Source organism: Rhizobium sp. PL01, assembly GCF_033447125.1.
In the GTDB taxonomy this organism is placed as follows: Bacteria; Pseudomonadota; Alphaproteobacteria; order Rhizobiales; family Rhizobiaceae; genus Pararhizobium.
The window spans coordinates 187,479-206,828 of sequence record NZ_JAWQUM010000003.1; the positions used below are offsets into that span (position 1 = coordinate 187,479).

Genomic DNA, 19,350 nt, shown 5'->3' on the forward strand with positions numbered 1-19,350 from the left:
GGGTTTGTCGTAAACGACGAGAGTTTCCATATGGATCTGCCGCGCGCAGCTTTGATGTTATACGGCCGGTTGATTCCGGTTCGCCATAGTCAGGCTTCTGTTGCCGCCCATCGCCACTGCGATGCGGTGATGGTTCGCGTTTGCGCCGGTGGTGACTGTACAAGGTCCGCAGCATGATCACTGCCTATCGTGACAATGGCGAAGCCGTGGTGATCAGCGCGGCGCAGCCGCCCGAATCGCTGCCATCCGATGTGGTCTGGATCGACATGCTGCGTCCGGACAAGGCAGAAGACCATCTGGTCGAAGGTTTCCTCGGAATTGACGTGCCGACGCGCGACGACTTGAAGGACATCGAACCATCAAGCCGTCTCTACACCGCCAAGGATGCCGTGTTCATGACGGCATCGCTGGTCTGCAAGGCTGAAGGTGGACACCCGGAACTGGCCGATGTCGCCTTCGTTCTGACCAAGGGCCTGTTGATTACCATCCGTTACGACGAGCCTAAGGCTTTCGATCTGTTCACGGCCGCGATGCACCGCATCCCTGGCGGTTGTGCGACGGGAACGGTCCTGGCGACGCGGCTTTTTGAAACCATCGTTGATCGCACCGCGGAAATTCTCGAGATTGCCGTTGCCCGGATCGACGGTCTGTCGCTGCAGGTTTTCGGCGATCGGCCCGTCGGCAAGCGCCGGCCGCCGCATTATCTCGAAGCCAAGCTGATGGATGTGGCGTCGCATCACCGGCTGGTGGCTAAGGCCCGTGACAGCCTTGCCTCGCTCTCCCGCGTCCTGACGTTTCTCTATACCGTCCCGTCGGTGCAGGAAAACAGGGAGACCAAGGAGCTCTGCAGGACGATTTCGCGCGATATCCAGTCGCTGTCGGAGCATGCCTCGTTCATTTCAGGAAACATCACGTTCCTTTTGGATGCCTCGCTTGGGCTGATCAATGTCGAGCAGAATGCCATCATCAAGATCTTTTCGATCGCGGCCGTCGTCTTTCTCCCGCCGACACTGGTCGCCTCGCTCTACGGCATGAACTTCGAGATCATGCCTGAATTGAAATGGACGTTTGGTTATCCCATGGCCGTGATCGGCATGGTGATTTCGGCCATCGTCCCCTACTACTTCTTTCGCTGGAAAGGCTGGCTCTGAGAGCCCGAAATATTCAGATGTCCCATTCTGCAGCTAAACCCGAAACGCGCGACAAGGAAATAAAGAAGCTTTTAGCTCTTTCCCTTGGTTCGATCGGCGTTGTCTATGGCGATATCGGTACCAGCCCGCTTTATGCCTTTCGCGAAGCCCTGCGCCCGGTTGCGGCCGACGGGGTGACGCGCCTGGAGATCATCGGGTTGATCTCGCTGATGATCTGGACGCTGACGATCATCGTCACGCTGAAATACGTTCTGTTCCTGCTGCGGGCCGACAACAATGGCGAAGGCGGCACCCTGTCGCTTCTGGCGCTGCTGATGAAATATTCCGGCAAGCGCGCAAACCGGCTGTTCTTCCTCGGCATTGCCGGCGCAGCGCTGTTCATCGGCGATGCGATCATCGCGCCTGCACTGTCGGTTCTCTCCGCGGTCGAGGGCCTGAAGCTCGTTACCCCGACGCTGTCGCCCTATGTGGTGCCGATCTCGGTGGTCATCCTGCTCCTGCTTTTTGCCGTGCAATCACGCGGCACGGAAGCCGTGTCGAAGTTCTTCGGCCCGATCATGGCTGTGTGGTTCATCGTCCTGGCCGTTGCCGGCGTCAGCCACATCACCGATGACTACGGCATTCTGGCCGCGTTCAACCCCTATTATGCGGTGCATTTCCTGTTTCATGCCGGTTATGTCGGCATCGTCGTGCTCGGTGCGGTGTTTCTGACAGTTACCGGCGCCGAAGCGCTTTACGCCGACCTTGGTCATTTCGGCCGCAAGCCCATCCAGTGGGCGTGGATCGGTCTCGTGTTTCCGGCACTGGCGTTGAATTATCTGGGGCAGGGCGCGCTCGTCCTCAAGAACCCGGAGGCGATGTCTGATCCGTTCTACCTGATGTTCCCGGAATGGGCGTTGCTGCCGGTGGTTATCCTCGCCACCTGCGCCACGATCATCGCTGCCCAGGCTGTCATCACCGGCGCGTTCTCCCTGACGCGCCAGGCGATCCATCTCGGCTTCCTGCCGCGTATGGCGATCTTCCATACGTCCGAAACCCAGACCGGCCAGATCTATCTTCCCAACGTCAACATGCTGCTGATGTTCGGCGTCATGCTGCTGGTGTTCGTCTTCGGCTCGTCCGAATCGCTGGCAACCGCCTACGGCATCTCCGTCACCGGCGCGATGGTCGTCGATACCTTCCTTGCCTACGAGTTCGTGCGGGTGCGCTGGAAGTGGCCGCTTTATCTGGCGATCGGCACGCTCTTGCCACTTCTCATGCTCGAAATGATCTTCTTCGGCGCCAACATGCTGAAGATCCACGACGGTGGTTATGTGCCGGTGCTGATTGCCGCGGCAATCATCGTCATCATGTGGACATGGCGGCGCGGTACCAAGATTCTGCACGACAAGACACGGCATACCGACATTCCGCTCGCCTCCTTCGTGAAATCGATCGAACGCAAGAGCGAACATGCGCCGGTCTCGGTGCCCGGAACGGCGATTTTCCTCACCAGCGATCCGGAATCGACGCCTGCAGCGCTATTGCACAACATCAAGCACAACCACGTGCTTCACGCGCAGAACTTCATCCTGACGATCCGCACAATGAACACGCCGGTGGTGCCCAAGGATCAGCGGGTCACGGCGAGCAGCCTGTCGGAACGCTTCAGCCTGCTCGAAATGCGCTTCGGCTATATGGAAACCCAGAACGTGTCGCAGGCACTCGGCCTGTTCCGCAAAACCGGATTGAAGTTCGATATCATGTCGACCTCGTTCTATCTGGGGCGGCGCAAGCTGGTGCCGGATGCGCAGTCGGGCATGCCGCACTGGCAGGACAGGCTGTTCATCGGTCTTGCCAATGCCGCCATCGACCCGTCCGACTATTTCCGCCTGCCGACCAACCGCGTCGTGGAACTCGGCTCCCACGTCATCATCTGACCGTAGGCTGAAACCTCAAACGCCTCCTGTGCCTGACGGCCGGGAGGCGTTTTGCGTTGCAGGCCCGGCATTCCAGGCGGTGTCATTAACCAACCATCAAGGTTAATGCTTCATTGTCATGACAGTTGAAGCGGTAAACGCGCGATTGAGCGCGACGTCACCGCTTGTCCGATTCACTTCCGCGGGGAACGACGGTCCGGGTGTTTTTGCCGGATGGATACCCGCGTCTGTCAGTGCGTGGAGTACGGTTGGTGCGGAAGAGTAAAGTGTTGCGTTTCCCGTCCGGTTTGCCATCCGCGCGCTGGACTGCCCCCTTGATGCTCGGCATCGGTCTCTTCGTCGGGTTTCCCTCGGTATCTGCCCATTCCGATCTCGCAACCTTCCTCTCCGGTATCAACCGCAGCGGCGAACGCTGGCGCATGCATATGACCCGCTCGCCGGCAGGCTCGCTGCACGAGGTGGAGATGGTCTTCAATGATCCGGTCATCACTGGCGCGATCGGCGATGGGGCAGGGGTCGACATGCCCGGTGGCGGCAAGGTCTCCCTGACCGCCGAGCAGAAGCAGCCCGATCCGCGCACCGACGAAGACCGCGTCAACCGCAAGGACAAGAAGGGCCGCATCATTGCCGTGGCGCCGGTAACGCCGCCGAAGGACTTTACCGCTGGCTCGATCCTGCAGCGCACGAGTTCGCTGGCAGAACCGGTCTTCGACACGGAAGAACGGATGGTTTTTTCCAAGTCCGACATCAAGGGCAAGGAAATCAAGATCGCCACGGCCTTCTATAAGAAGAAGGCACCGAAGATCGATCCCGGCATGTCGCCGATGCTGGCGAGCCTGGTGACCAACCCGTCGGCGGATGTTCTTGCAACGGCCTATGCGCCGGCCGAGCCGGACTACGCCCGCCAATCGCCGTTTGATTCGATCTTGCGGGAAAACAAGACCGCCGGCCGCTTCATTCCCGATATCGCGCCGGAAGATCATGCCTGGGCCGCCAATCCGCTGCCTGCGGGCGTCTTTTCCGAAGCTGAGCAGAAATGCCTGACATCGGGCATCTATTTCGAATCGCGCGGCGAAACGCTGAAAGGCCAGGCGGCCGTTGCCCAGGTCATTCTCAACCGCGTCCGCAATCCCGCTTACCCATCAACAGTCTGCGGTGTCGTTTATCAGAACAAGGATTGGTACAATCGCTGCCAGTTCTCGTTCGCCTGCGACCGCATTCCCGACATCGTCTGGTCGCGCTCCGCCTGGCTGACGGCCAAGGAAATTGCCCTTGCCGTCACCGCCGGCAAAATCTGGTTCCCGGAAGTCGGTTCCGCGACGCATTATCATGCGACCTATGTGAAGCCCGATTGGGGTCCGACGATGAAGCGGGTCTCCAAGATCGGCAAGCACATCTTCTACCGGACCTATGGTGGCGGCTGGAGCTGAAAGCCTGCCAATTGGCAGCGGCCGGGCCGGACTCACTTCTGGGGTGGTCCGGCAAAGCCCTGAGTGATTCCCCGCGAATCCGGCTAAGCCTTTGCTTCCGTCCCGTAAGGCAATGTTTTTATTAAATAATATTGTGCCCTAACAAGGGCTTTAGGTGCCTTGACTATGCAGGCCCCTAAAACTATGTTGCGGCCGACTTCAGAACGGGCCGAGCGGGTGGCTTCAAATCCGGCCTTTGTGTGACCAAGCTCATGGTTTATCACCGTGACAGGCAGCAAAAGGGACGACGCCACATGACGGATAACCGGAAAGAGGGTCTGGAAGATCGGCTGAAACGCCTCGGGTCCGAGCTGTCTGAAAAGCGCAAGGACGATCCGAAATACGCTGCGGATGAAGCGCGCGCTGCGCAGAACCGCAAGGGCTATCAGGTCGCGATTAAGCTTTCGAGCGAATTTGTGGCGGCGATCATCGTCGGTACACTTCTGGGCTATCTTTTGGACCATTTTGCGGGTACAGGGCCGTGGGGGATGATCATACTTCTCCTGCTCGGTTTTTGTGCCGGTGTGCTGAACGTCTTGCGTTCGGCGGGCATGGTGGCAGCGCCTCATCCCGCGGATCAGCTGGGCAAGGGCATCAAGAACAAGAGTGACGACGCGTAATCGCGCTGTTGTCGCAGGTTGAAATATCCGCCCCATGGCGGTGAGTAACGAGAGAGAGCAGCTGTGGCAGGCGATAAGGTAGATCCGGTACACCAGTTTGTGGTCAACAAGATCATTCCGATCGAAATTGGCGGTATTGACTTCTCTTTCACCAATGCATCGCTGTTCATGGTTGCGACCTTGGCCGTTGCCACTGCATTCCTCTACTTCACGACGTCGACGCGCAGCCTGGTTCCCGGCCGCATGCAGTCCGTCTCCGAGATTTCTTACGAATTCATCGCCTCGATGCTGCGCGAAGGCGCCGGCTCACACGGCATGAAATTCTTCCCGATGGTGTTTTCGCTGTTCATGTTCATCCTGACAGCAAACATGCTCGGCATGGTTCCCTACTTTTTCACCGTCACCAGCCAGATCGTCGTGACCTTTGCGCTTGCGCTCTTCGTCATCGGCACTGTGTTGGTCTACGGTTTCTATAAGCACGGCCTTGGCTTCCTCAATGTGTTCGTGCCCTCTGGCGTACCCGGTATCCTTCTGCCTTTGGTTATTGCAATCGAAGTGATCTCCTTCCTGTCCCGTCCGATCAGCCTTTCCGTTCGTCTCTTTGCGAACATGCTGGCCGGTCATATCACGCTGAAAGTGTTCGCAGGCTTCGTCGCCTCGCTTGGAACCATGGGCGCGTTGGGCATTGGTGGTGCGATCCTTCCGCTCATCATGACCGTGGCCCTCACGGGTCTCGAATTCCTCGTATCCTTCCTCCAGGCCTATGTCTTTGCGGTGCTGACTTGCATGTACCTCAACGATGCAGTGCATCCGGGCGGACACTAAGGAATAAAGTCGTGGGCCTAGCCGGTTTCGACCGGCCAAGGCACCAAAGTTAGCCGCAACAACCCTTTCGAAGGAGAAAATCATGGACGCAGAAGCAGCAAAGTACATCGGCGCAGGTCTCGCTTGCCTCGGTATGGCCGGCACGGCTCTTGGCCTCGGCAACATTTTCGGTAGCTACCTGTCGGGCGCCCTGCGCAACCCGTCGGCAGCAGACAGCCAGTTCGGCCGTCTCGTATTCGGCTTCGCCGTTACGGAAGCTCTGGGCATCTTCTCGCTGCTCGTAGCTCTTCTGCTCCTTTTCGCCGTCTAATACCGGCTTGAAGGCGGGGCCGCAGCTTTGGTTGCGGCCCGCATCTTTTCTGAATGCACCTGGAGGTGAGCATGTTTGTGACCGCGGCATACGCCCAGTCAACCACCACCGAAGGCGCAGTGACCCACGACGCCGCTGCCGGCGAGGTCCACACCGAAACCGGTGTAGCCCAAGAAGGCGGACATGGCTCGGGAGTGTTCCCGCCCTTCGATACTTCGACATTTGCATCGCAGCTTCTCTGGCTGGCGATTACCTTCGGTCTTTTCTACCTTCTGATGTCGAAGGTCGTCATGCCGCGCATCGGTGGCATTCTCGAAACGCGTAACGACACGATCGCACGCGATCTCGATGATGCATCCCGCTCAAAGGCAGAGGCGGATGCTGCCATTGCTGCTTACGAGCAGGAACTGGCCGCTGCCAAGGCCAAGGGCAACGCGATCGCATCGACTGCGCGCGAAGCTGCAAAAACAAAGGCAACTGCCGATCGCACCGCGATCGAAGTGAGCCTGAACAACAAGATTTCCGCTGCCGAAGCCCGTATCGCCGATATCAAGATGAAGGCCATGGCCGACGTTGGTGCGATCGCTGAGGACACTGCGACCGCTGTTGTCGAGCAGTTGATCGGCGGCAAGGTATCGAAGGCCGAGATCGCATCCGCGGTCAAAGCATCGGCGAAGTAAGGAGAGCATCATGGATTTGACCTCACTGGCCACATTCTGGGCCACAGTCGGCTTGGTGCTTTTCCTCGCTCTCATCGTGTACCTCAAGGTTCCCGGCATGCTCGCCAAGTCGCTCGACGAGCGCGCCGGCCGCATCACCAACGAACTGGCCGAAGCCAAGCGCCTGCGCGCTGAAGCACAGGCTCTGCTGGTCGAATACCAGCGCAAGCGCAAGGAAGCCGAATCCGAAGCCGCCAACATCGTTGCTGCTGCTGAACGCGAAGCTGAAATGCTGACTGCCGAAGCCAAGCAGAAGACCGACGAATTCGTCGCTCGTCGCACGGCTCTGTCGGAACAGAAGATCAAGCAGGCCGAAACCGACGCCATCAATTCGGTTCGCGCCACCGCCGTCGACATCGCCATCGCTGCCGCCGAAAGCGTCATCACGGCAAAGTCGGATGCGGCAACGCAGGCAGCCCTGTTCGCCAACGCGATCAGCGACGTGAAGACCCGCCTGAACTGATCGGCTGGACCATCAAGATTTGAAAAGGCTGGCTCGCGCCGGCCTTTTTTGTTGTCTAAAGGGTGCTACGCAATTCCGAAAGGAAGGACGGTTACCGATGAACGAAGCCACGCGAACCATGATCGTGATGGATGCAGGCGCGTCACGCTTTCAGTTCCGGGCTGGTGCCCTGATCCGGACCGAAGGTCACATTCTCATTCACCGCGCTGTTGGCGACCGCGGCTGGTGTCTGCCGGGTGGGCGCGTCGAAATGCGTGAAACGAGTGCCGAAACGCTGGCGCGGGAGATCGAAGAGGAGATCGGTTCCGCTGCGACGATCGGCGAGTTGCGCTTCGTGATCGAGAATTTTTTCGAGCTGGGCGGGAGAGCCACCCATGAGATCGGATTCTATTTCGATGCGACGCTATTAAAGCCACTACCGTTCAAGGAAGACGGGATCGTTCATCGGGTGAGGGATGGAGACGTGGAACTGGAGTTTTGCTGGGTGCTTCCAACCATCAGCAGGTTGGACGAATTCCAGTTGGTGCCGAGGCCGCTGCGCCGCCTGCTCGGTGACGGACAGACGGGGTTCGCCCATCTTGTGCATCGGGATAGCTGAACCCGTATCAGCGACGCCGGATAGCGAAATCACATGTCAGTTATCCGTGCTCGCAGTCGGTGCCATTGTCAGGCAAGCCTGCTCGAATTCTTGCATGGTCTCACGGCTGTTGTCCGCAGGCAGAACGGCGTCAGTTGCCATATTCGCCGCATCGTCCGACGTTTCGTCGTCATAGATGAACGACTGGATGTAATAGGCAAGCCCACCCTTCCAGACCTTACGACCGTCGATATCCTTGCAGCTAAAGGCAGTCTGCAAATCCGATTGCAGTGCGTCCGCGGTCGGCTCTGGCGCAGCGGGAATGCTGGTCGCTGCCGTTGCAGCGAGGAAAATCAGACCAAAAAACACGGTTCGAGCCTTTCACGGGAATCGCGGGTGCATGTTGTTCTTGATTCTATAACCCGTCCGTCTCGTTGTTTGTTGCCCGGGACACGCCGCACACAAGAAAAACCGCAGCTGTGTCTTTGACGTCGACGATTTCAATCTTCAACGCAGGGCACCCGCCATTGTTCCAAAACAGTGCGGGCCGGTTTCGAGATTGGCAATTCCCCCTCAGGCGCCTTCAGCGTCGTCTTGCCGCAGTGGCCGGAAGCTCATCCGGTGCAGCGGGCAGGGGCCGTGGTCGATGATGGCGTTGCGGTGGCGCTGGGTGGCATAGCCGGCATGGGTCGCAAAACCATAGGCCGGGAAAACCAAGCCGGCCCGGGTCATCATCCGGTCGCGCGCCACCTTGGCGATGATCGAGGCTGCAGCGATCGATAGCGAGCGGGCGTCCCCCTTAACGACGGCCTTGCCCATGCAGATAAGGCCTGGCGGCACGTCGCGGCCGTCGGCCAGCACCAGAGCGGGAGCGAGCGAAAGACCGAAGACAGCGCGGCGCATCGCGTCGAGGCTTGCTTTGCGGATATCTGTGTCATCGATCCTGCCGGCCGCAGACGACGCGATGGAGACGATGGAAGAAGACAGGATGAGATCAAACAGCACCTCGCGCCGCGCGATAGACAGTTGTTTGCTGTCGTTCAGGCCGTCTGGAATATTGTCGGGATCGAGAATGACGGCCGCCGCAACGACAGGACCGGCCAAGGGGCCACGTCCGGCCTCGTCGGTGCCTGCGACAGGCCAGAGCCCATCGCGGCGTCCGGCCAGCTCGAAGCTGAAATCGGGGCCTTCTATCGTATCGAAAAGAAAGGGGGAATCGGGCGGTGTGCGTCGTGACATGCGGCGAAACTCGCACACAAGCCCGATTCCCTGCAAGTCCTTCGGCAATGAGGCGGTTGCCGGAGGATGACCGAAACTGCACCGGGGCAGGAAGCAGCATCGGTATCTCGATTTCCGGGATCGCTCCCGGAAAACTTTGAATGCTTTTCAGAGCAACGACAGTTGGACGCCGGTCCCGAGCGGCGGGACGAAGAGGTCGCAGTTCAGCGGCCGGCGGGCGACATTCAGCTCCAGCCGCTTGGCCGCCAGCTCGAAACGGCGGCCGATCTGCCAGGCATAGGGACCGGCCCCCTTCATGCGTTTGCCGAACTCGGCATCGTAATCCTTGCCACCGCGCATCGAGCGGACCAGCGACATGACATGGCGATAGCGATCCGGATAATGGCGCAGCAGCCAGTCGCGAAACAGCGGGCTGACTTCGATCGGCAGGCGCAACAGCACATAGCTTGCATACGCAGCCCCCGCCGTTTTTCCGGCATCCAGCACCCGTTCAATTTCATGATCGTTAAGGGCCGGAATGATCGGAGCCACCATCACCGTTGAGGGAATGCCAGCTTCGGACAAAGCCTTGATGGCTTCCAGCCGCTTGGATGGCGTCGACGCACGCGGTTCCATCAGCCGGGCGAGCTTGCGGTCGAGGGTGGTCACCGAAAGGCCGACTTTGGCGAGGCCTTTCTCGGCCATTGGCGCCAGAATATCGATATCGCGCATGACCATCGCGGATTTGGTGACGATCATCACTGGATGATCGGCCGCTTTGAGCACTTCGAGGATCTGGCGCATGATCCGCCATTCCTTCTCGATCGGTTGATAAGGATCGGTGTTGGTGCCGATCGCGATGGGGCGAACCTTGTAGCCGGGCTTGGCCAGTTCCCGCTCCAGAAGCTTTGCGGCATCCGGTTTGGCAAACAGCTTGGCCTCGAAATCGAGCCCCGGAGACAGGCCCATATAGGCATGGGTTGGGCGGGCGAAACAGTAGATGCAGCCATGCTCACATCCCCGATAAGGGTTGACGGAGCGGTCGAATGGAATGTCGGGCGAATCGTTACGGCTGATGATCGAGCGGGGTTTTTCGATCTGGACCTCGGTCTTGAAGACCGGCAGATCCTCCAGCGAGTTCCAGCCGTCATCTTCGAGTTGCCGCGAGACCGGTTCGAACCGGCCGGACGCATTGATGGCAGCACCCCGGCCACGCCGCCGGTCGATCTCGATGCGCAGCCCGGAGCTGGCAATCATCGCCTCGGCCATATCTGCCGTGTTGGCAGGCGCCAAAGCACCCTGCCTGATCTGAGACAGCTCGTTCATGGGTTTCTCCGGGGGACTGTCCTTGCGGACTTTCCAATATCCTCTGATTATTTTCCTATCGCGAATATGAGAACAATGCAAGAACAAAAATGTAGATCAGGATTTTGATCTCGTCCTGCGAAGGGTCAGTTGGTGCTTCAATCGCTCGCGCATTCATCATGAATGAAAAGTTAATCCTCTGGAAACGAAGGGCTTATGGAAATTCTGTGTGCAATGCGGTATGGACGGCGATGCTGACGATCATCACCGAGACCCGCGACAATGAGGCTGAACTGGCGCAGACGCTGTCGGTGCTGGTGGCGGGTGCCGTGGAGGGGCTTGTGAGCGATGTCATCGTTCTCGACCATGGCTCGCAGGATGGCTCGAGCCGCGTGGCAGACGCCGCCGGAGCCCGCTTCTGCACAAGCTGGGATATGACCGACATTGTCCGGTCTGCGCGCGGCGATTGGCTGCTGTTGCTCGAAGCGGGCGCCAGACCAACGGGGCGCTGGATTGATGATGTTGCGGAATATATGTCGCTGAACAAGATGCCGGCGCGCTTCTCGCCCTCCAGGCAATATCGCCTGCCGTTCCTCAAGCGCTTCGTCACACGTCCAACAGCGTTGGAACTCGGCCTGTTGCTGTCGAAGCAGCAGGCGTCAGCAATCGCCAAATCCTCCATGTTGCTACCCGATTTTGCCAATGGCCGGGCAGCGCGCAAGCTTGGAAGCGAACTGGTGCCTGCGTGGGTGGCCATCGCCAATCGTCCGGATGCGGAAAACCGCTAGCGGCGTCTCACCGCAAAAAGAGCAGGCCCTTTCGAACCTGCCCTGTCTTCATTGAAAAAGAGACCGTTAAAATGGTTTGCCGCGCAATCTCAGCCAACGCGTCGTATCGCTTTGTTGAGCGGTTTTCAGAACATGAAATCCGCATGCGTTCATGCTGTCTGTCGTGATCTGGATGGAGAACCCTGACGTGTCGCCGCTGGGTGAGCGTGTCATTTCGTTCCCCTCATTCCCTCTCCCGATAAGGACAGTCTTACAACGCTGACACAGGCAGCGCTGTTACCAATGGAACAGGAATTATCGAGGATGGGCAAAAAAGAGGAGGTCAGCCGCGCTTCAGGTGCTCGTCGAGCCTTGGCATGATCTCGACGAAATTGCAGGGCATGTGCCGGTAGTCGAGCTGCTGCTTCAGGATACCGTCCCAGGCATCCTTGCAGGCGCCGGGCGATCCCGGCAGCACAAAGATGAAGGTGGCGTTGGCGACACCACCGGTGGCGCGCGACTGGATCGTTGATGTGCCGATCTTGTCATAGGATATCCGGTGGAAGACTTCCGAAAATCCGTCCATGCGCTTTTCGAACAGCGGTTCCAGCGCCTCGGGCGTCACATCTCGCCCGGTAAAGCCTGTACCACCGGTGGTGATCACCACGTCGATCGTTTCCGTCAGCGTCCAGGCTTTTACCTGTGCCGCAATTCTCTGCTTGTCATCCGGTACGATGGCGCGCGCCTCAAGCCTGTGGCCCGCATCGGCAATTCGGGCAACGAGCGTATCGCCGGAACGGTCGTCGGCGAGTGTGCGGGTATCGGAAACAGTCAGAACCGCGATACCAACCGGAACGAAGGGTCTTGCCGCCTTAGCCTCGGTCATCGTGATGGTCCTCTCCATGGATACTGTTGCAAGCCAGAACGTACCAGTTGGGGTTCTGTCTGGAAAGAACGTCGGCTGCCCGGTCACGGGCTTCGCTGCTTGCATAGAGGCCAAAACAGGAGGCGCCCGATCCGGACATCCTTACGAATGATGCACCGGTCAGGCCAAGCGCGTCGGAGACCGCTGCGATATCCGGTTCCAGATCACGGGCAGGCGGCTCCAGATCGTTGCGCAGGCCTTTCAGGACGTCGATCCAGCCGTCGCGCGATGGCTTATCCTGCGGCATCAGAAGCGGCGGCTTTGTCTTGTCCTTCAGCAGTTTGAAAATCACCGGTGTCGAGACTGCTTTCAGCGGATTGACGATCAACATGGGAAAGGATGGGAAGCCCGCCATCGTCTGGATGTCTTCGCCGATGCCGCGCGCAATCAGCGGGCGTCCATGAAGACACATCGGCACATCAGCGCCGAGTTTCAGCGCGATCCCCTGCAGGGTGTCGTGATCGATAGAAGCCTTCCACAGGTCCAGCAGCCCAAGAACGGTCGCCGCCGCATCCGCCGAGCCGCCGCCGATGCCGGAGGCGACGGGCAGGTTCTTTTCGAGGTGGAGATGGACCGGTCCGGTCTTGGTGCCTTTGTCACTCAGATGAGTGCGCAACAGGTCACGCGCCTTCAGCACCAGATTGCCCGCCACGGCTTCACCCGTAAGCGGCAGATCGACTGAAAAGCGCCCGGAAACGGTGAAGTGGTCTTCATCAGAAAGGGAAAAGCCGATGCGGTCTCCCGCATCGGCAAAGGTCACGAGGCTTTCAAGCAGATGGTAGCCGTCGGCCCGTTGACCGACGACATGCAGGGCCAGATTGATCTTCGCCGGCGCGATCCGCGTCAGCGAAAATCCAGAAATGCCATCCTTGCGTGCCATTGAAAGGCAGGATCAGGATTTCTTGCCGGCAGTCACGTCCGGGGTCACCTTCTTCGGCTGGGTGTCCCCCGCCTCCGCGGCAGCCGGAACCTTGGCTTCGACAGGCGGCAGGCCGTTTTCGATCTTCAGCTTGATCTTGGGGATTTCCGTCTCTTCAGGCTTCAGTGCCAGCGCCTGGTTCCACTGGAAGACCGCTTCCAGCTTGCGTCCGACACGCCAGTAGGCATCGCCCAGATGATCGTTGATGGTCGAGTCGCCAGCCATCAGCTCGACGGCACGCTCCAGTTCGACAGCCGCATCATCGAAGCGGCCCATCCGGAAATAGGCCCAGCCGAGCGAATCGACGATATAGCCGTCATCCGGCTTCAGATCGACCGCCTTGCGGATCATGCCGAGGCCTTCTTCCAGATTGATGTTCATATCGACCCAGGAATAACCGAGATAGTTCAGAACCTGTGGCTGGTCGGGGTTGAGGTCCAGTGCCTTCTTGAAGCTCGGCTCGGCCTTGTCCCACATCTTCTGGCGTTCATAGGCAATGCCACGCTGGAAGAAGATCGTCCAGTCACTGCGCTGCGGAACGGGGCCGATCGCTGCGACGGCGCGGTCGTAGACCAGACCCATTTCCTTGTAGTCCTTGGCATCCGACAGCACGCTGCCATAGGCGAGGTAGCTGCGCACATCCTTCGGGTCGAGATCGATCAGTTCCTTCAGATGCTGCTTGGCTTCATCGACCTTACCGATCGAGGCAAGGCTGAGACCCAGCTGCATTTCCGATAGCCGCCGCATCGGTGAATTTTCCGGCACGCTCTTGTAGAGCGCGATGGCCCGCTCGGGCTTCTTCAGGTTTTCCGCGATACCGCCGAGCATCACCAGAATGTCGGCGCTTTCCGGGTCCAGCGCCCGGGCAGTCTGCAGATAAAGCGAAACGATGTCTTCCGCGCCGTCGCGGTTGAGCGCCGCGCCGATCGAAAACAGCACGGAGGCAGCACCCTGCGTGGCGCTACGGACCTGCTGCTCCTGCGGCTTTCCCTCTTCGATGCTGGTGCGCAGCGCCTTCAGCGGCGCATAATTGCTGATGAAGCCTTCGCCGACGGAGACAGCGTCGAGCGCCTTCTGCTTGTTGCCATCGCGTGCTTCAAGCTTGGCAAGGGCTACGACGGCACGCATGAAGGTGTCAGGGGCAGCGCTGCCGCCTTCGCGGTCGAGAACGGCGTCGTTCAGCTTCGAGCGGGCCGTGGACTTGTCGCCGGCCGCCAGTGCAATCGCGCCCTGATTGTAGGACTTGAAGATGCGGAACCATTCCGGCCCTTCCATCGCTTCGATCTCGGCGATCGCGTCCTTCGGCTTGCCTTCGCCGGCCTTTGCCCAACCAAGCAGCAGGCCGTTCATCAGCCGGTCGAGATCGTTCGGGCCTTCGTAATTCAGGATTTTCTGCGCGTGGCGATATTCCCGCTTGCGGATGGCCTCGACGGCGCGGGTGATCGTGGTGATGCGCTCGACGGAACTGTCGGTCTTCAGCTCTTCGGCGATCTTGGCGCCAGCTTCAAAGTCGCCGTTCATCAGCGAGGTGATCATCAGGCGCTGCTTGACGTCGACATTGTCGGGCTCGAATTCGAGCGCTGTACGGTAGAGCTTGGTTGCCGTGTCGAGATCGTGGTCGACATCGGCTGTGCGGGCAGCGAGAAACGCGCCCGAGAAGCTGTTGACCGAATTCAGATCGAAAGGCTTGCTTTCTTCCACCGCAGGCTTTGCTTCCTCGGCAAAGCTCGGGGTCACGCCGGACAAGGACGCCACGGCCAGGAAGGCAGCGCCGCTAAGCAGGCGAAGAAGATGTTTTTGCCGCATGACAAGCCTTTCGTTACGGGCGGCACCCCTTGGCGCCGTCGCGGGATTCGCGTGGAATCAGTCCCAAATCAATAACGCATAACCCGGCAAACCGGAATCCGGTTTGAGTGCAAGGCGAAACGCAATTCGACATCCTGCCGTCAAATTCCGCACACACTATCGTGAGTGCCGCTCGACGGCAGCCGGAGCATGAACAGATAGAATGGCTTTTTTGGCGCAGTGCGGCAAGAAATTCCTCATGCCTACACCTGTGCCTTGCAACGGCAGGTCAGCTGACCCGCTCGATGCAGAAATCGATGACCTCGAGAAGCGCGTCTTTCCAGGGTGATTCCGGCAGCGGCGCAAGCGCATCGCGGGCAATCGTGCCGTAATGCTGGGCCCGCGCGATGGTATCCGTCAGGCCGCCGTAACGGGTGATCAGGCCCAATGCCTTTTCCAGGTTCTGGTCGTCACTCTTGCCGCCCTCGATTGCCTCGCGCCAGAAGCTGCGCTCCTCGGCCGTGCCGCGACGATAGGAGAGAATGACCGGTAGTGTGATCTTGCCTTCGCGGAAGTCGTCGCCTGTGTTCTTGCCGAGATCGGCGGCCTTGCCACCATAGTCGAGCACGTCATCGACCAGCTGGAAGGCGAGGCCGAGGTTCATGCCGTAGGATTTCAGTGCGTTGCGGCTGGCCTTGTCGGTCTTGGCGACGATCGGACCGACTTCGGACGCGGCTGCAAACAGGGCTGCCGTCTTGGCGCGGATGACAGAAAGATAGTCGTCTTCCGTCGTCTCCATGTTCTTGGCGACGGACAGCTGCAGCACTTCGCCTTCGGCAATCACCGATGCCGCCGTTGACAGTACATCGAGCGCATCGAGCGAGCCGACATCGACCATCATGCGGAAAGCCTGGCCGAGCAGGAAATCGCCGACAAGGACGCTGGCCTGGTTGCCCCAGATCATCCGTGCCGTGGATTTGCCGCGGCGAAGATCGCTCTCGTCGACCACGTCGTCATGCAAAAGGGTGGCCGTGTGCATGAACTCGACCGCGGTCGCAAGCTTGATATGCGCATCGCCGGTAAAGCCGAACATCGCAGCGGAGGCGAGCGTCAGCATCGGGCGCAGGCGTTTGCCGCCAGACGAGATCAGGTGATTGGCCACCTCCGGAATCATCTGGACGTCGGATCCCGCCTTCGACAGGATCAGCTGGTTGACGCGCTCCATGTCCGCCTTCGTCAGGTCGACGAGCGGCTTGACCGATGCCTGTTTGTTTTTGCTGTCTTCCAGCGGTATCACTACGCCCAACACAAGGGACTCCTGTTCAAATTCCAGTTCGGACAATAGAAAGGGGGGCTTGTGGCGGCAAGAGGCGAATTGTCCCGCTTGCTCAAATAAGGCAGGAAAACGACCCGGAATGAAGGAATTGATCCGTACCAACGACGCCGTCGTGCTCTCGTTCGCCGAAAGTCTGATGAAGGATGCCGGCATCGGCTGCTTCATCGCCGATCAGGGCATGAGCATCCTGGAAGGTTCGCTGGGCCTGTTGCCCCGCCGTTTCCTGGTCGATGAGGATGATGCTGACGAGGCAAGGCAAGTTCTGATCGATGCCGGGCTTGAGGCGGAATTGCGCGACGTATGACGACGACGGCCACCGAAACCATCGACAGCTTCCACCGTGGCCGGTTCCAGGTGATCCAGCCGCTGGGGCAGGGGCACCGGTCCGGCATGGATGCGATGCTGCTTGCATCGCTGGTTGTCGCGGAAAAACCCTGCCGTATCGCTGATCTCGGCGCTGGTGCCGGTGCGGCCGGCATGGCCGTTGCCTCTCGGCTGGATAATGCCGGCGTGCTGCTGGTCGAGCGGTCACCGATGATGGCGGATTTTGCCAGACGAAGTCTGGCGCTTGCTGAAAATGCCCGATTCGGCGGCCGGATATCAGTTCTCGAAGCCGACGTCTCGCTGACGGGAAGGGCTAGAGTTGCAGCTGGCCTCGCGGACGACAGTTTTGATCATGTCATCATGAACCCGCCCTTCAACGATGCTTCCGATCGAAAGACGCCGGATGCCCTGAAGGCCGAGGCGCATGCCATGACCGAAGGCCTGTTCGATATCTGGATCCGGACGGCTGGCGCCATCGCAAGGCCTGGCGGACAACTGTCGCTGATCGCCCGGCCGGAATCGATCGCCGAGATCATTTCCGCCTGCGGCCGCCGCTTCGGCGGTATCGAGATCACGCCCTTGCACTCCCGCACCGGTGAAAATGCCGTTCGGATCCTCGTGACGGCGATCAAGCAGAGCCGCGCGCGGCTGACACTGCGGGCGCCGCTGATCGTGCATGAGGCGGAGACACACAAGTTCGCAGCCGTTGTCGACGATATGAGCAACGGCCGCACCGCCTACCATCGCAATCGATGATTTTCATCGTGCTGCCATTGCGTTTGTCGCGCCAATGCATACATGCCAACACGCATAATGATTGCCGATACCTATAATGAATGCAGGGAGTTCAGATGGCCGGACTGTTGAGGAAGCTGTTGCCGAAGCGTTTTCGCAAGGAAGGCGTGACGATCCCGGTTGTCCGGCTGCATGGTGCGATCATGGCAGGCGGCAGCCAGTTTCGACCGGCGCTCAATCTGGCGACGATTGCGCCAGTGCTTGAAAAAGCTTTCTCGATGAAGGATGCGCCAGCCGTCGCCATTTCGATCAACTCTCCCGGCGGCTCTCCTGTCCAGTCACGGATGATCTATCAGCGCATCCGCGATCTGGCGGAGGAAAAAAAGAAGCGCGTCATCATCTTCGTCGAGGATGTCGCTGCCTCCGGCGGCTATATGATCGCGCTCGCCGGCGATGAGATCATTGCCGACCCGACCTCTATCGTTGGTTCCATCGGCGTCGTGTCCGGCGGCTTCGGGTTTCCGGAGCTGTTGAAGAAGATCGGCGTCGAGCGGCGTGTCTATACGGCCGGATCCAACAAGGTGATGCTCGATCCTTTCCAACCGGAAAAGGAGCGGGATATCGAGTTCCTCAAGGGTCTGCAGCTCGAAATCCACGACATCTTCATCGGCATGGTCAAGGCACGGCGCGGCCATCTGCTGGCCGATACGCCGGATATCTTCTCCGGCCTGTTCTGGACCGGCAAGCGCGGTCAGGAACTGGGGCTGGTCGATAGCCTCGGCGATATGCGTGGCGAAATGAAGAAGCGGTTTGGCGCAAAGACCCAGCTGCAATTGGTCTCCGCCTCGCGCGGCCTGTTCGGTCGCCGCCAGCCCGGTGCTGCGCTGGCAGGTGCAATCGCCGAGCGCTTTGCGGTCTCCGCCGTTTCCGGCCTTGCCGAGGTGGCGGAGGAAAAGGCATTATGGGGTCGCTTCGGGCTTTGATAGCCTGACGAAAACGGGGGAGGGCGCATGCCGCAATTGATTTTACTGTTGATATTCGCAGCGGTCGCCTGGATCGGCTACCGCAAATTCGTGGCCGACGCGGAAAAACTGAGCCGCCGCCAACAGGAAGCGCGCCATCAGCAGGAAACCGGAACACAGGGCACGCTGGTCAAGGATCCGGTGACGGGGGAATACCGGCTGAAAAAGCCGGAGTGAGGTGCCAATTTATTGATGGTCCGTTTTGCTCATGATATACATGGAATGCTGTAGATCATGGAGTAAATGATGCAGGTCTCGAAATGGGGTAATAGTCTGGCAATTCGTATTCCGTCCTCGGTCGTGGAGGTTTTGCAGTTGAAGGAAGGCGATGAGGTTGCTGTACGCATCGCTGATGAACGAACCTTCGAACTGGAACGCGATACCTCACGGGAGAAGGCACTTGCCCGCATCAAGGCGTCTGCGCGGCCTTTGCCTGCTGATTGGAAATTCGACCGCGACGAGGCGAATGCGCGGTGACTGCGCCGCTGCTTGATACCAATATTCTCGTTTATGCTTTCACCAATGATTACCGTGCTGCCCAGGCACAGGAACTTCTTTCCGAGCCCTTCATCTTGAGCGTTCAAGCACTGAATGAATTTGCCAATGTCGCGGCACGCAAACTCGGTATGAGTTGGGCTGAGGTCCGAAGCGCCATAGAGGATATAAGTGCACTTGCTGTTGCCGTTCAACCCGTTGATCGCGAATGCAATTTACAGGCACTCGATTTGGTCGATCGGTTCAATTTTTCTTTCTACGATGCTTTAATGATTGCTGTAGCCCTTCAAGCCGATTCAAAGCACGGCTTCTCTGAAGACATGCAGCACGGGCTGGTCATTGACGGACGGATGACGGTTCTCAACCCTTTTAGGGGATGAGCGGATAATCTCTGCAATGGCACTCCTCAAGGCCACCGCCGTCTTCCGCCCCTTGACCCCTCCCGTCCATCATGGCACCAGACAGC

23 protein-coding genes are annotated in these 19,350 nt (G+C 59.2%); 16 read left to right on the plus strand and 7 right to left on the minus strand.

Going from position 1 to position 19,350, the window contains the following annotated elements:
* Positions 1-173: 173 nt before the first annotated feature.
* The 9 genes from R6X40_RS08625 to R6X40_RS08665 all read left to right on the plus strand — a co-directional run bounded on the left by R6X40_RS08625 (position 174) and on the right by R6X40_RS08665 (position 8,074).
* Positions 174-1,151: a magnesium transporter CorA family protein gene (locus R6X40_RS08625; RefSeq protein ID WP_318412673.1), complete on the plus strand. Its 978-nt coding sequence runs from the start codon at positions 174-176 to the stop codon at positions 1,149-1,151.
* 17 nt (positions 1,152-1,168) lie between these two features.
* Entirely contained in the window at positions 1,169-3,070 is a 1,902-nt protein-coding gene (locus R6X40_RS08630) for a potassium transporter Kup (RefSeq protein WP_318412675.1), read from the plus strand.
* A gap of 251 nt (positions 3,071-3,321) precedes the next feature.
* Positions 3,322-4,500 carry a cell wall hydrolase gene (locus tag R6X40_RS08635; RefSeq protein ID WP_412178350.1) on the plus strand — a complete coding sequence of 393 codons (1,179 nt, stop codon included), beginning with the start codon at positions 3,322-3,324 and terminating at the stop codon, positions 4,498-4,500.
* Positions 4,501-4,793: 293 nt separating this feature from the next.
* Positions 4,794-5,159, plus strand: a complete 366-nt coding sequence (locus tag R6X40_RS08640) for an AtpZ/AtpI family protein (RefSeq protein WP_318413233.1) — start codon at positions 4,794-4,796, stop codon at positions 5,157-5,159.
* Between the two features lie 63 nt (positions 5,160-5,222).
* The gene (locus R6X40_RS08645; RefSeq protein WP_318412677.1) at positions 5,223-5,984 is read left to right on the plus strand and encodes a F0F1 ATP synthase subunit A; all 762 of its coding nucleotides are present in this window, start codon (positions 5,223-5,225) and stop codon (positions 5,982-5,984) included.
* Between the two features lie 82 nt (positions 5,985-6,066).
* On the plus strand, positions 6,067-6,294 hold the full coding sequence (locus R6X40_RS08650) for a F0F1 ATP synthase subunit C (RefSeq protein WP_037106138.1): 228 nt from the start codon (positions 6,067-6,069) through the stop codon (positions 6,292-6,294).
* Positions 6,295-6,365: 71 nt separating this feature from the next.
* Complete coding sequence (locus R6X40_RS08655; protein ID WP_318412681.1) at positions 6,366-6,974, plus strand: F0F1 ATP synthase subunit B; 609 nt, start codon at positions 6,366-6,368, stop codon at positions 6,972-6,974.
* Between the two features lie 10 nt (positions 6,975-6,984).
* Entirely contained in the window at positions 6,985-7,476 is a 492-nt protein-coding gene (locus tag R6X40_RS08660) for a F0F1 ATP synthase subunit B (RefSeq protein ID WP_412178351.1), read from the plus strand.
* Between the two features lie 97 nt (positions 7,477-7,573).
* Positions 7,574-8,074 carry an NUDIX hydrolase gene (locus tag R6X40_RS08665; RefSeq protein WP_318412683.1) on the plus strand — a complete coding sequence of 167 codons (501 nt, stop codon included), beginning with the start codon at positions 7,574-7,576 and terminating at the stop codon, positions 8,072-8,074.
* Positions 8,075-8,110: 36 nt separating this feature from the next.
* On the opposite strand, the gene R6X40_RS08670 is transcribed toward R6X40_RS08665, so the two are convergent.
* From R6X40_RS08670 to R6X40_RS08680, 3 genes are all read right to left on the minus strand, one after another.
* Positions 8,111-8,422, minus strand: a complete 312-nt coding sequence (locus tag R6X40_RS08670) for a hypothetical protein (protein ID WP_318412684.1) — start codon at positions 8,420-8,422, stop codon at positions 8,111-8,113.
* Between the two features lie 204 nt (positions 8,423-8,626).
* The gene (locus tag R6X40_RS08675; protein WP_318412687.1) at positions 8,627-9,292 is read right to left on the minus strand and encodes a ribonuclease HII; all 666 of its coding nucleotides are present in this window, start codon (positions 9,290-9,292) and stop codon (positions 8,627-8,629) included.
* 147 nt (positions 9,293-9,439) lie between these two features.
* Positions 9,440-10,597, minus strand: a complete 1,158-nt coding sequence (locus tag R6X40_RS08680) for a PA0069 family radical SAM protein (protein WP_318412689.1) — start codon at positions 10,595-10,597, stop codon at positions 9,440-9,442.
* A gap of 230 nt (positions 10,598-10,827) precedes the next feature.
* Here R6X40_RS08680 and R6X40_RS08685 point away from each other — a divergent pair, with 230 nt between their 5' ends.
* Complete coding sequence (locus R6X40_RS08685) at positions 10,828-11,364, plus strand: glycosyl transferase (protein WP_318413237.1); 537 nt, start codon at positions 10,828-10,830, stop codon at positions 11,362-11,364.
* Positions 11,365-11,686: 322 nt separating this feature from the next.
* Here the strand turns inward: R6X40_RS08685 and moaB are convergent, their stop codons facing one another.
* The 4 genes from moaB to R6X40_RS08705 all read right to left on the minus strand — a co-directional run bounded on the left by moaB (position 11,687) and on the right by R6X40_RS08705 (position 16,278).
* Positions 11,687-12,229 (minus strand): molybdenum cofactor biosynthesis protein B, encoded by a 543-nt coding sequence (gene moaB / locus R6X40_RS08690; protein ID WP_318412691.1) that lies wholly within the window; start codon positions 12,227-12,229, stop codon positions 11,687-11,689.
* Positions 12,216-13,148 carry a 4-(cytidine 5'-diphospho)-2-C-methyl-D-erythritol kinase gene (locus R6X40_RS08695; RefSeq protein ID WP_318412693.1) on the minus strand — a complete coding sequence of 311 codons (933 nt, stop codon included), beginning with the start codon at positions 13,146-13,148 and terminating at the stop codon, positions 12,216-12,218. The genes moaB and R6X40_RS08695 overlap by 14 nt, the downstream gene beginning before the upstream one ends.
* A gap of 12 nt (positions 13,149-13,160) precedes the next feature.
* Positions 13,161-14,993 (minus strand): tetratricopeptide repeat protein, encoded by a 1,833-nt coding sequence (locus tag R6X40_RS08700; RefSeq protein ID WP_318412694.1) that lies wholly within the window; start codon positions 14,991-14,993, stop codon positions 13,161-13,163.
* Between the two features lie 268 nt (positions 14,994-15,261).
* Positions 15,262-16,278, minus strand: a complete 1,017-nt coding sequence (locus tag R6X40_RS08705) for a polyprenyl synthetase family protein (protein ID WP_318412696.1) — start codon at positions 16,276-16,278, stop codon at positions 15,262-15,264.
* Between the two features lie 109 nt (positions 16,279-16,387).
* Between R6X40_RS08705 and R6X40_RS08710 the strand changes: the two genes are divergently transcribed.
* From R6X40_RS08710 to R6X40_RS08735, 6 genes are all read left to right on the plus strand, one after another.
* The gene (locus tag R6X40_RS08710; RefSeq protein ID WP_318412698.1) at positions 16,388-16,612 is read left to right on the plus strand and encodes a DUF2007 domain-containing protein; all 225 of its coding nucleotides are present in this window, start codon (positions 16,388-16,390) and stop codon (positions 16,610-16,612) included.
* Positions 16,609-17,388 (plus strand): tRNA1(Val) (adenine(37)-N6)-methyltransferase, encoded by a 780-nt coding sequence (locus R6X40_RS08715; protein WP_318412700.1) that lies wholly within the window; start codon positions 16,609-16,611, stop codon positions 17,386-17,388. The genes R6X40_RS08710 and R6X40_RS08715 overlap by 4 nt, the downstream gene beginning before the upstream one ends.
* A gap of 95 nt (positions 17,389-17,483) precedes the next feature.
* Positions 17,484-18,350 carry a S49 family peptidase gene (locus R6X40_RS08720; protein ID WP_318412701.1) on the plus strand — a complete coding sequence of 289 codons (867 nt, stop codon included), beginning with the start codon at positions 17,484-17,486 and terminating at the stop codon, positions 18,348-18,350.
* A 27-nt stretch (positions 18,351-18,377) separates the two neighbouring features.
* On the plus strand, positions 18,378-18,566 hold the full coding sequence (locus R6X40_RS08725; RefSeq protein ID WP_318412703.1) for a hypothetical protein: 189 nt from the start codon (positions 18,378-18,380) through the stop codon (positions 18,564-18,566).
* 66 nt (positions 18,567-18,632) lie between these two features.
* The gene (locus R6X40_RS08730) at positions 18,633-18,866 is read left to right on the plus strand and encodes an AbrB/MazE/SpoVT family DNA-binding domain-containing protein (protein ID WP_318412704.1); all 234 of its coding nucleotides are present in this window, start codon (positions 18,633-18,635) and stop codon (positions 18,864-18,866) included.
* Positions 18,863-19,264, plus strand: a complete 402-nt coding sequence (locus tag R6X40_RS08735; protein WP_318412706.1) for a PIN domain-containing protein — start codon at positions 18,863-18,865, stop codon at positions 19,262-19,264. The genes R6X40_RS08730 and R6X40_RS08735 overlap by 4 nt, the downstream gene beginning before the upstream one ends.
* Positions 19,265-19,350 lie beyond the last annotated feature (86 nt).

Bases quoted from the DNA above. Each gene is read 5' to 3' on its own strand.
- R6X40_RS08630 (WP_318412675.1), top strand. From the start codon at position 1,169: ATGTCCCATTCTGCAGCTAAACCCGAAACGCGCGACAAGGAAATAAAG.
- R6X40_RS08655 (WP_318412681.1), top strand. From the start codon at position 6,366: ATGTTTGTGACCGCGGCATACGCCCAGTCAACCACCACCGAAGGCGCA.
- R6X40_RS08715 (WP_318412700.1), top strand. From the start codon at position 16,609: ATGACGACGACGGCCACCGAAACCATCGACAGCTTCCACCGTGGCCGG.
- R6X40_RS08660 (WP_412178351.1), top strand. From the start codon at position 6,985: ATGGATTTGACCTCACTGGCCACATTCTGGGCCACAGTCGGCTTGGTG.
- R6X40_RS08700 (WP_318412694.1), bottom strand. From the start codon at position 14,993: ATGCGGCAAAAACATCTTCTTCGCCTGCTTAGCGGCGCTGCCTTCCTG.
- R6X40_RS08650 (WP_037106138.1), top strand. From the start codon at position 6,067: ATGGACGCAGAAGCAGCAAAGTACATCGGCGCAGGTCTCGCTTGCCTC.
- R6X40_RS08720 (WP_318412701.1), top strand. From the start codon at position 17,484: ATGGCCGGACTGTTGAGGAAGCTGTTGCCGAAGCGTTTTCGCAAGGAA.
- R6X40_RS08695 (WP_318412693.1), bottom strand. From the start codon at position 13,148: ATGGCACGCAAGGATGGCATTTCTGGATTTTCGCTGACGCGGATCGCG.
- R6X40_RS08725 (WP_318412703.1), top strand. From the start codon at position 18,378: ATGCCGCAATTGATTTTACTGTTGATATTCGCAGCGGTCGCCTGGATC.
- R6X40_RS08730 (WP_318412704.1), top strand. From the start codon at position 18,633: ATGATGCAGGTCTCGAAATGGGGTAATAGTCTGGCAATTCGTATTCCG.
- R6X40_RS08625 (WP_318412673.1), top strand. From the start codon at position 174: ATGATCACTGCCTATCGTGACAATGGCGAAGCCGTGGTGATCAGCGCG.
- R6X40_RS08685 (WP_318413237.1), top strand. From the start codon at position 10,828: ATGCTGACGATCATCACCGAGACCCGCGACAATGAGGCTGAACTGGCG.
- R6X40_RS08640 (WP_318413233.1), top strand. From the start codon at position 4,794: ATGACGGATAACCGGAAAGAGGGTCTGGAAGATCGGCTGAAACGCCTC.
- R6X40_RS08675 (WP_318412687.1), bottom strand. From the start codon at position 9,292: ATGTCACGACGCACACCGCCCGATTCCCCCTTTCTTTTCGATACGATA.
- R6X40_RS08665 (WP_318412683.1), top strand. From the start codon at position 7,574: ATGAACGAAGCCACGCGAACCATGATCGTGATGGATGCAGGCGCGTCA.
- moaB (WP_318412691.1), bottom strand. From the start codon at position 12,229: ATGACCGAGGCTAAGGCGGCAAGACCCTTCGTTCCGGTTGGTATCGCG.
- R6X40_RS08710 (WP_318412698.1), top strand. From the start codon at position 16,388: ATGAAGGAATTGATCCGTACCAACGACGCCGTCGTGCTCTCGTTCGCC.
- R6X40_RS08680 (WP_318412689.1), bottom strand. From the start codon at position 10,597: ATGAACGAGCTGTCTCAGATCAGGCAGGGTGCTTTGGCGCCTGCCAAC.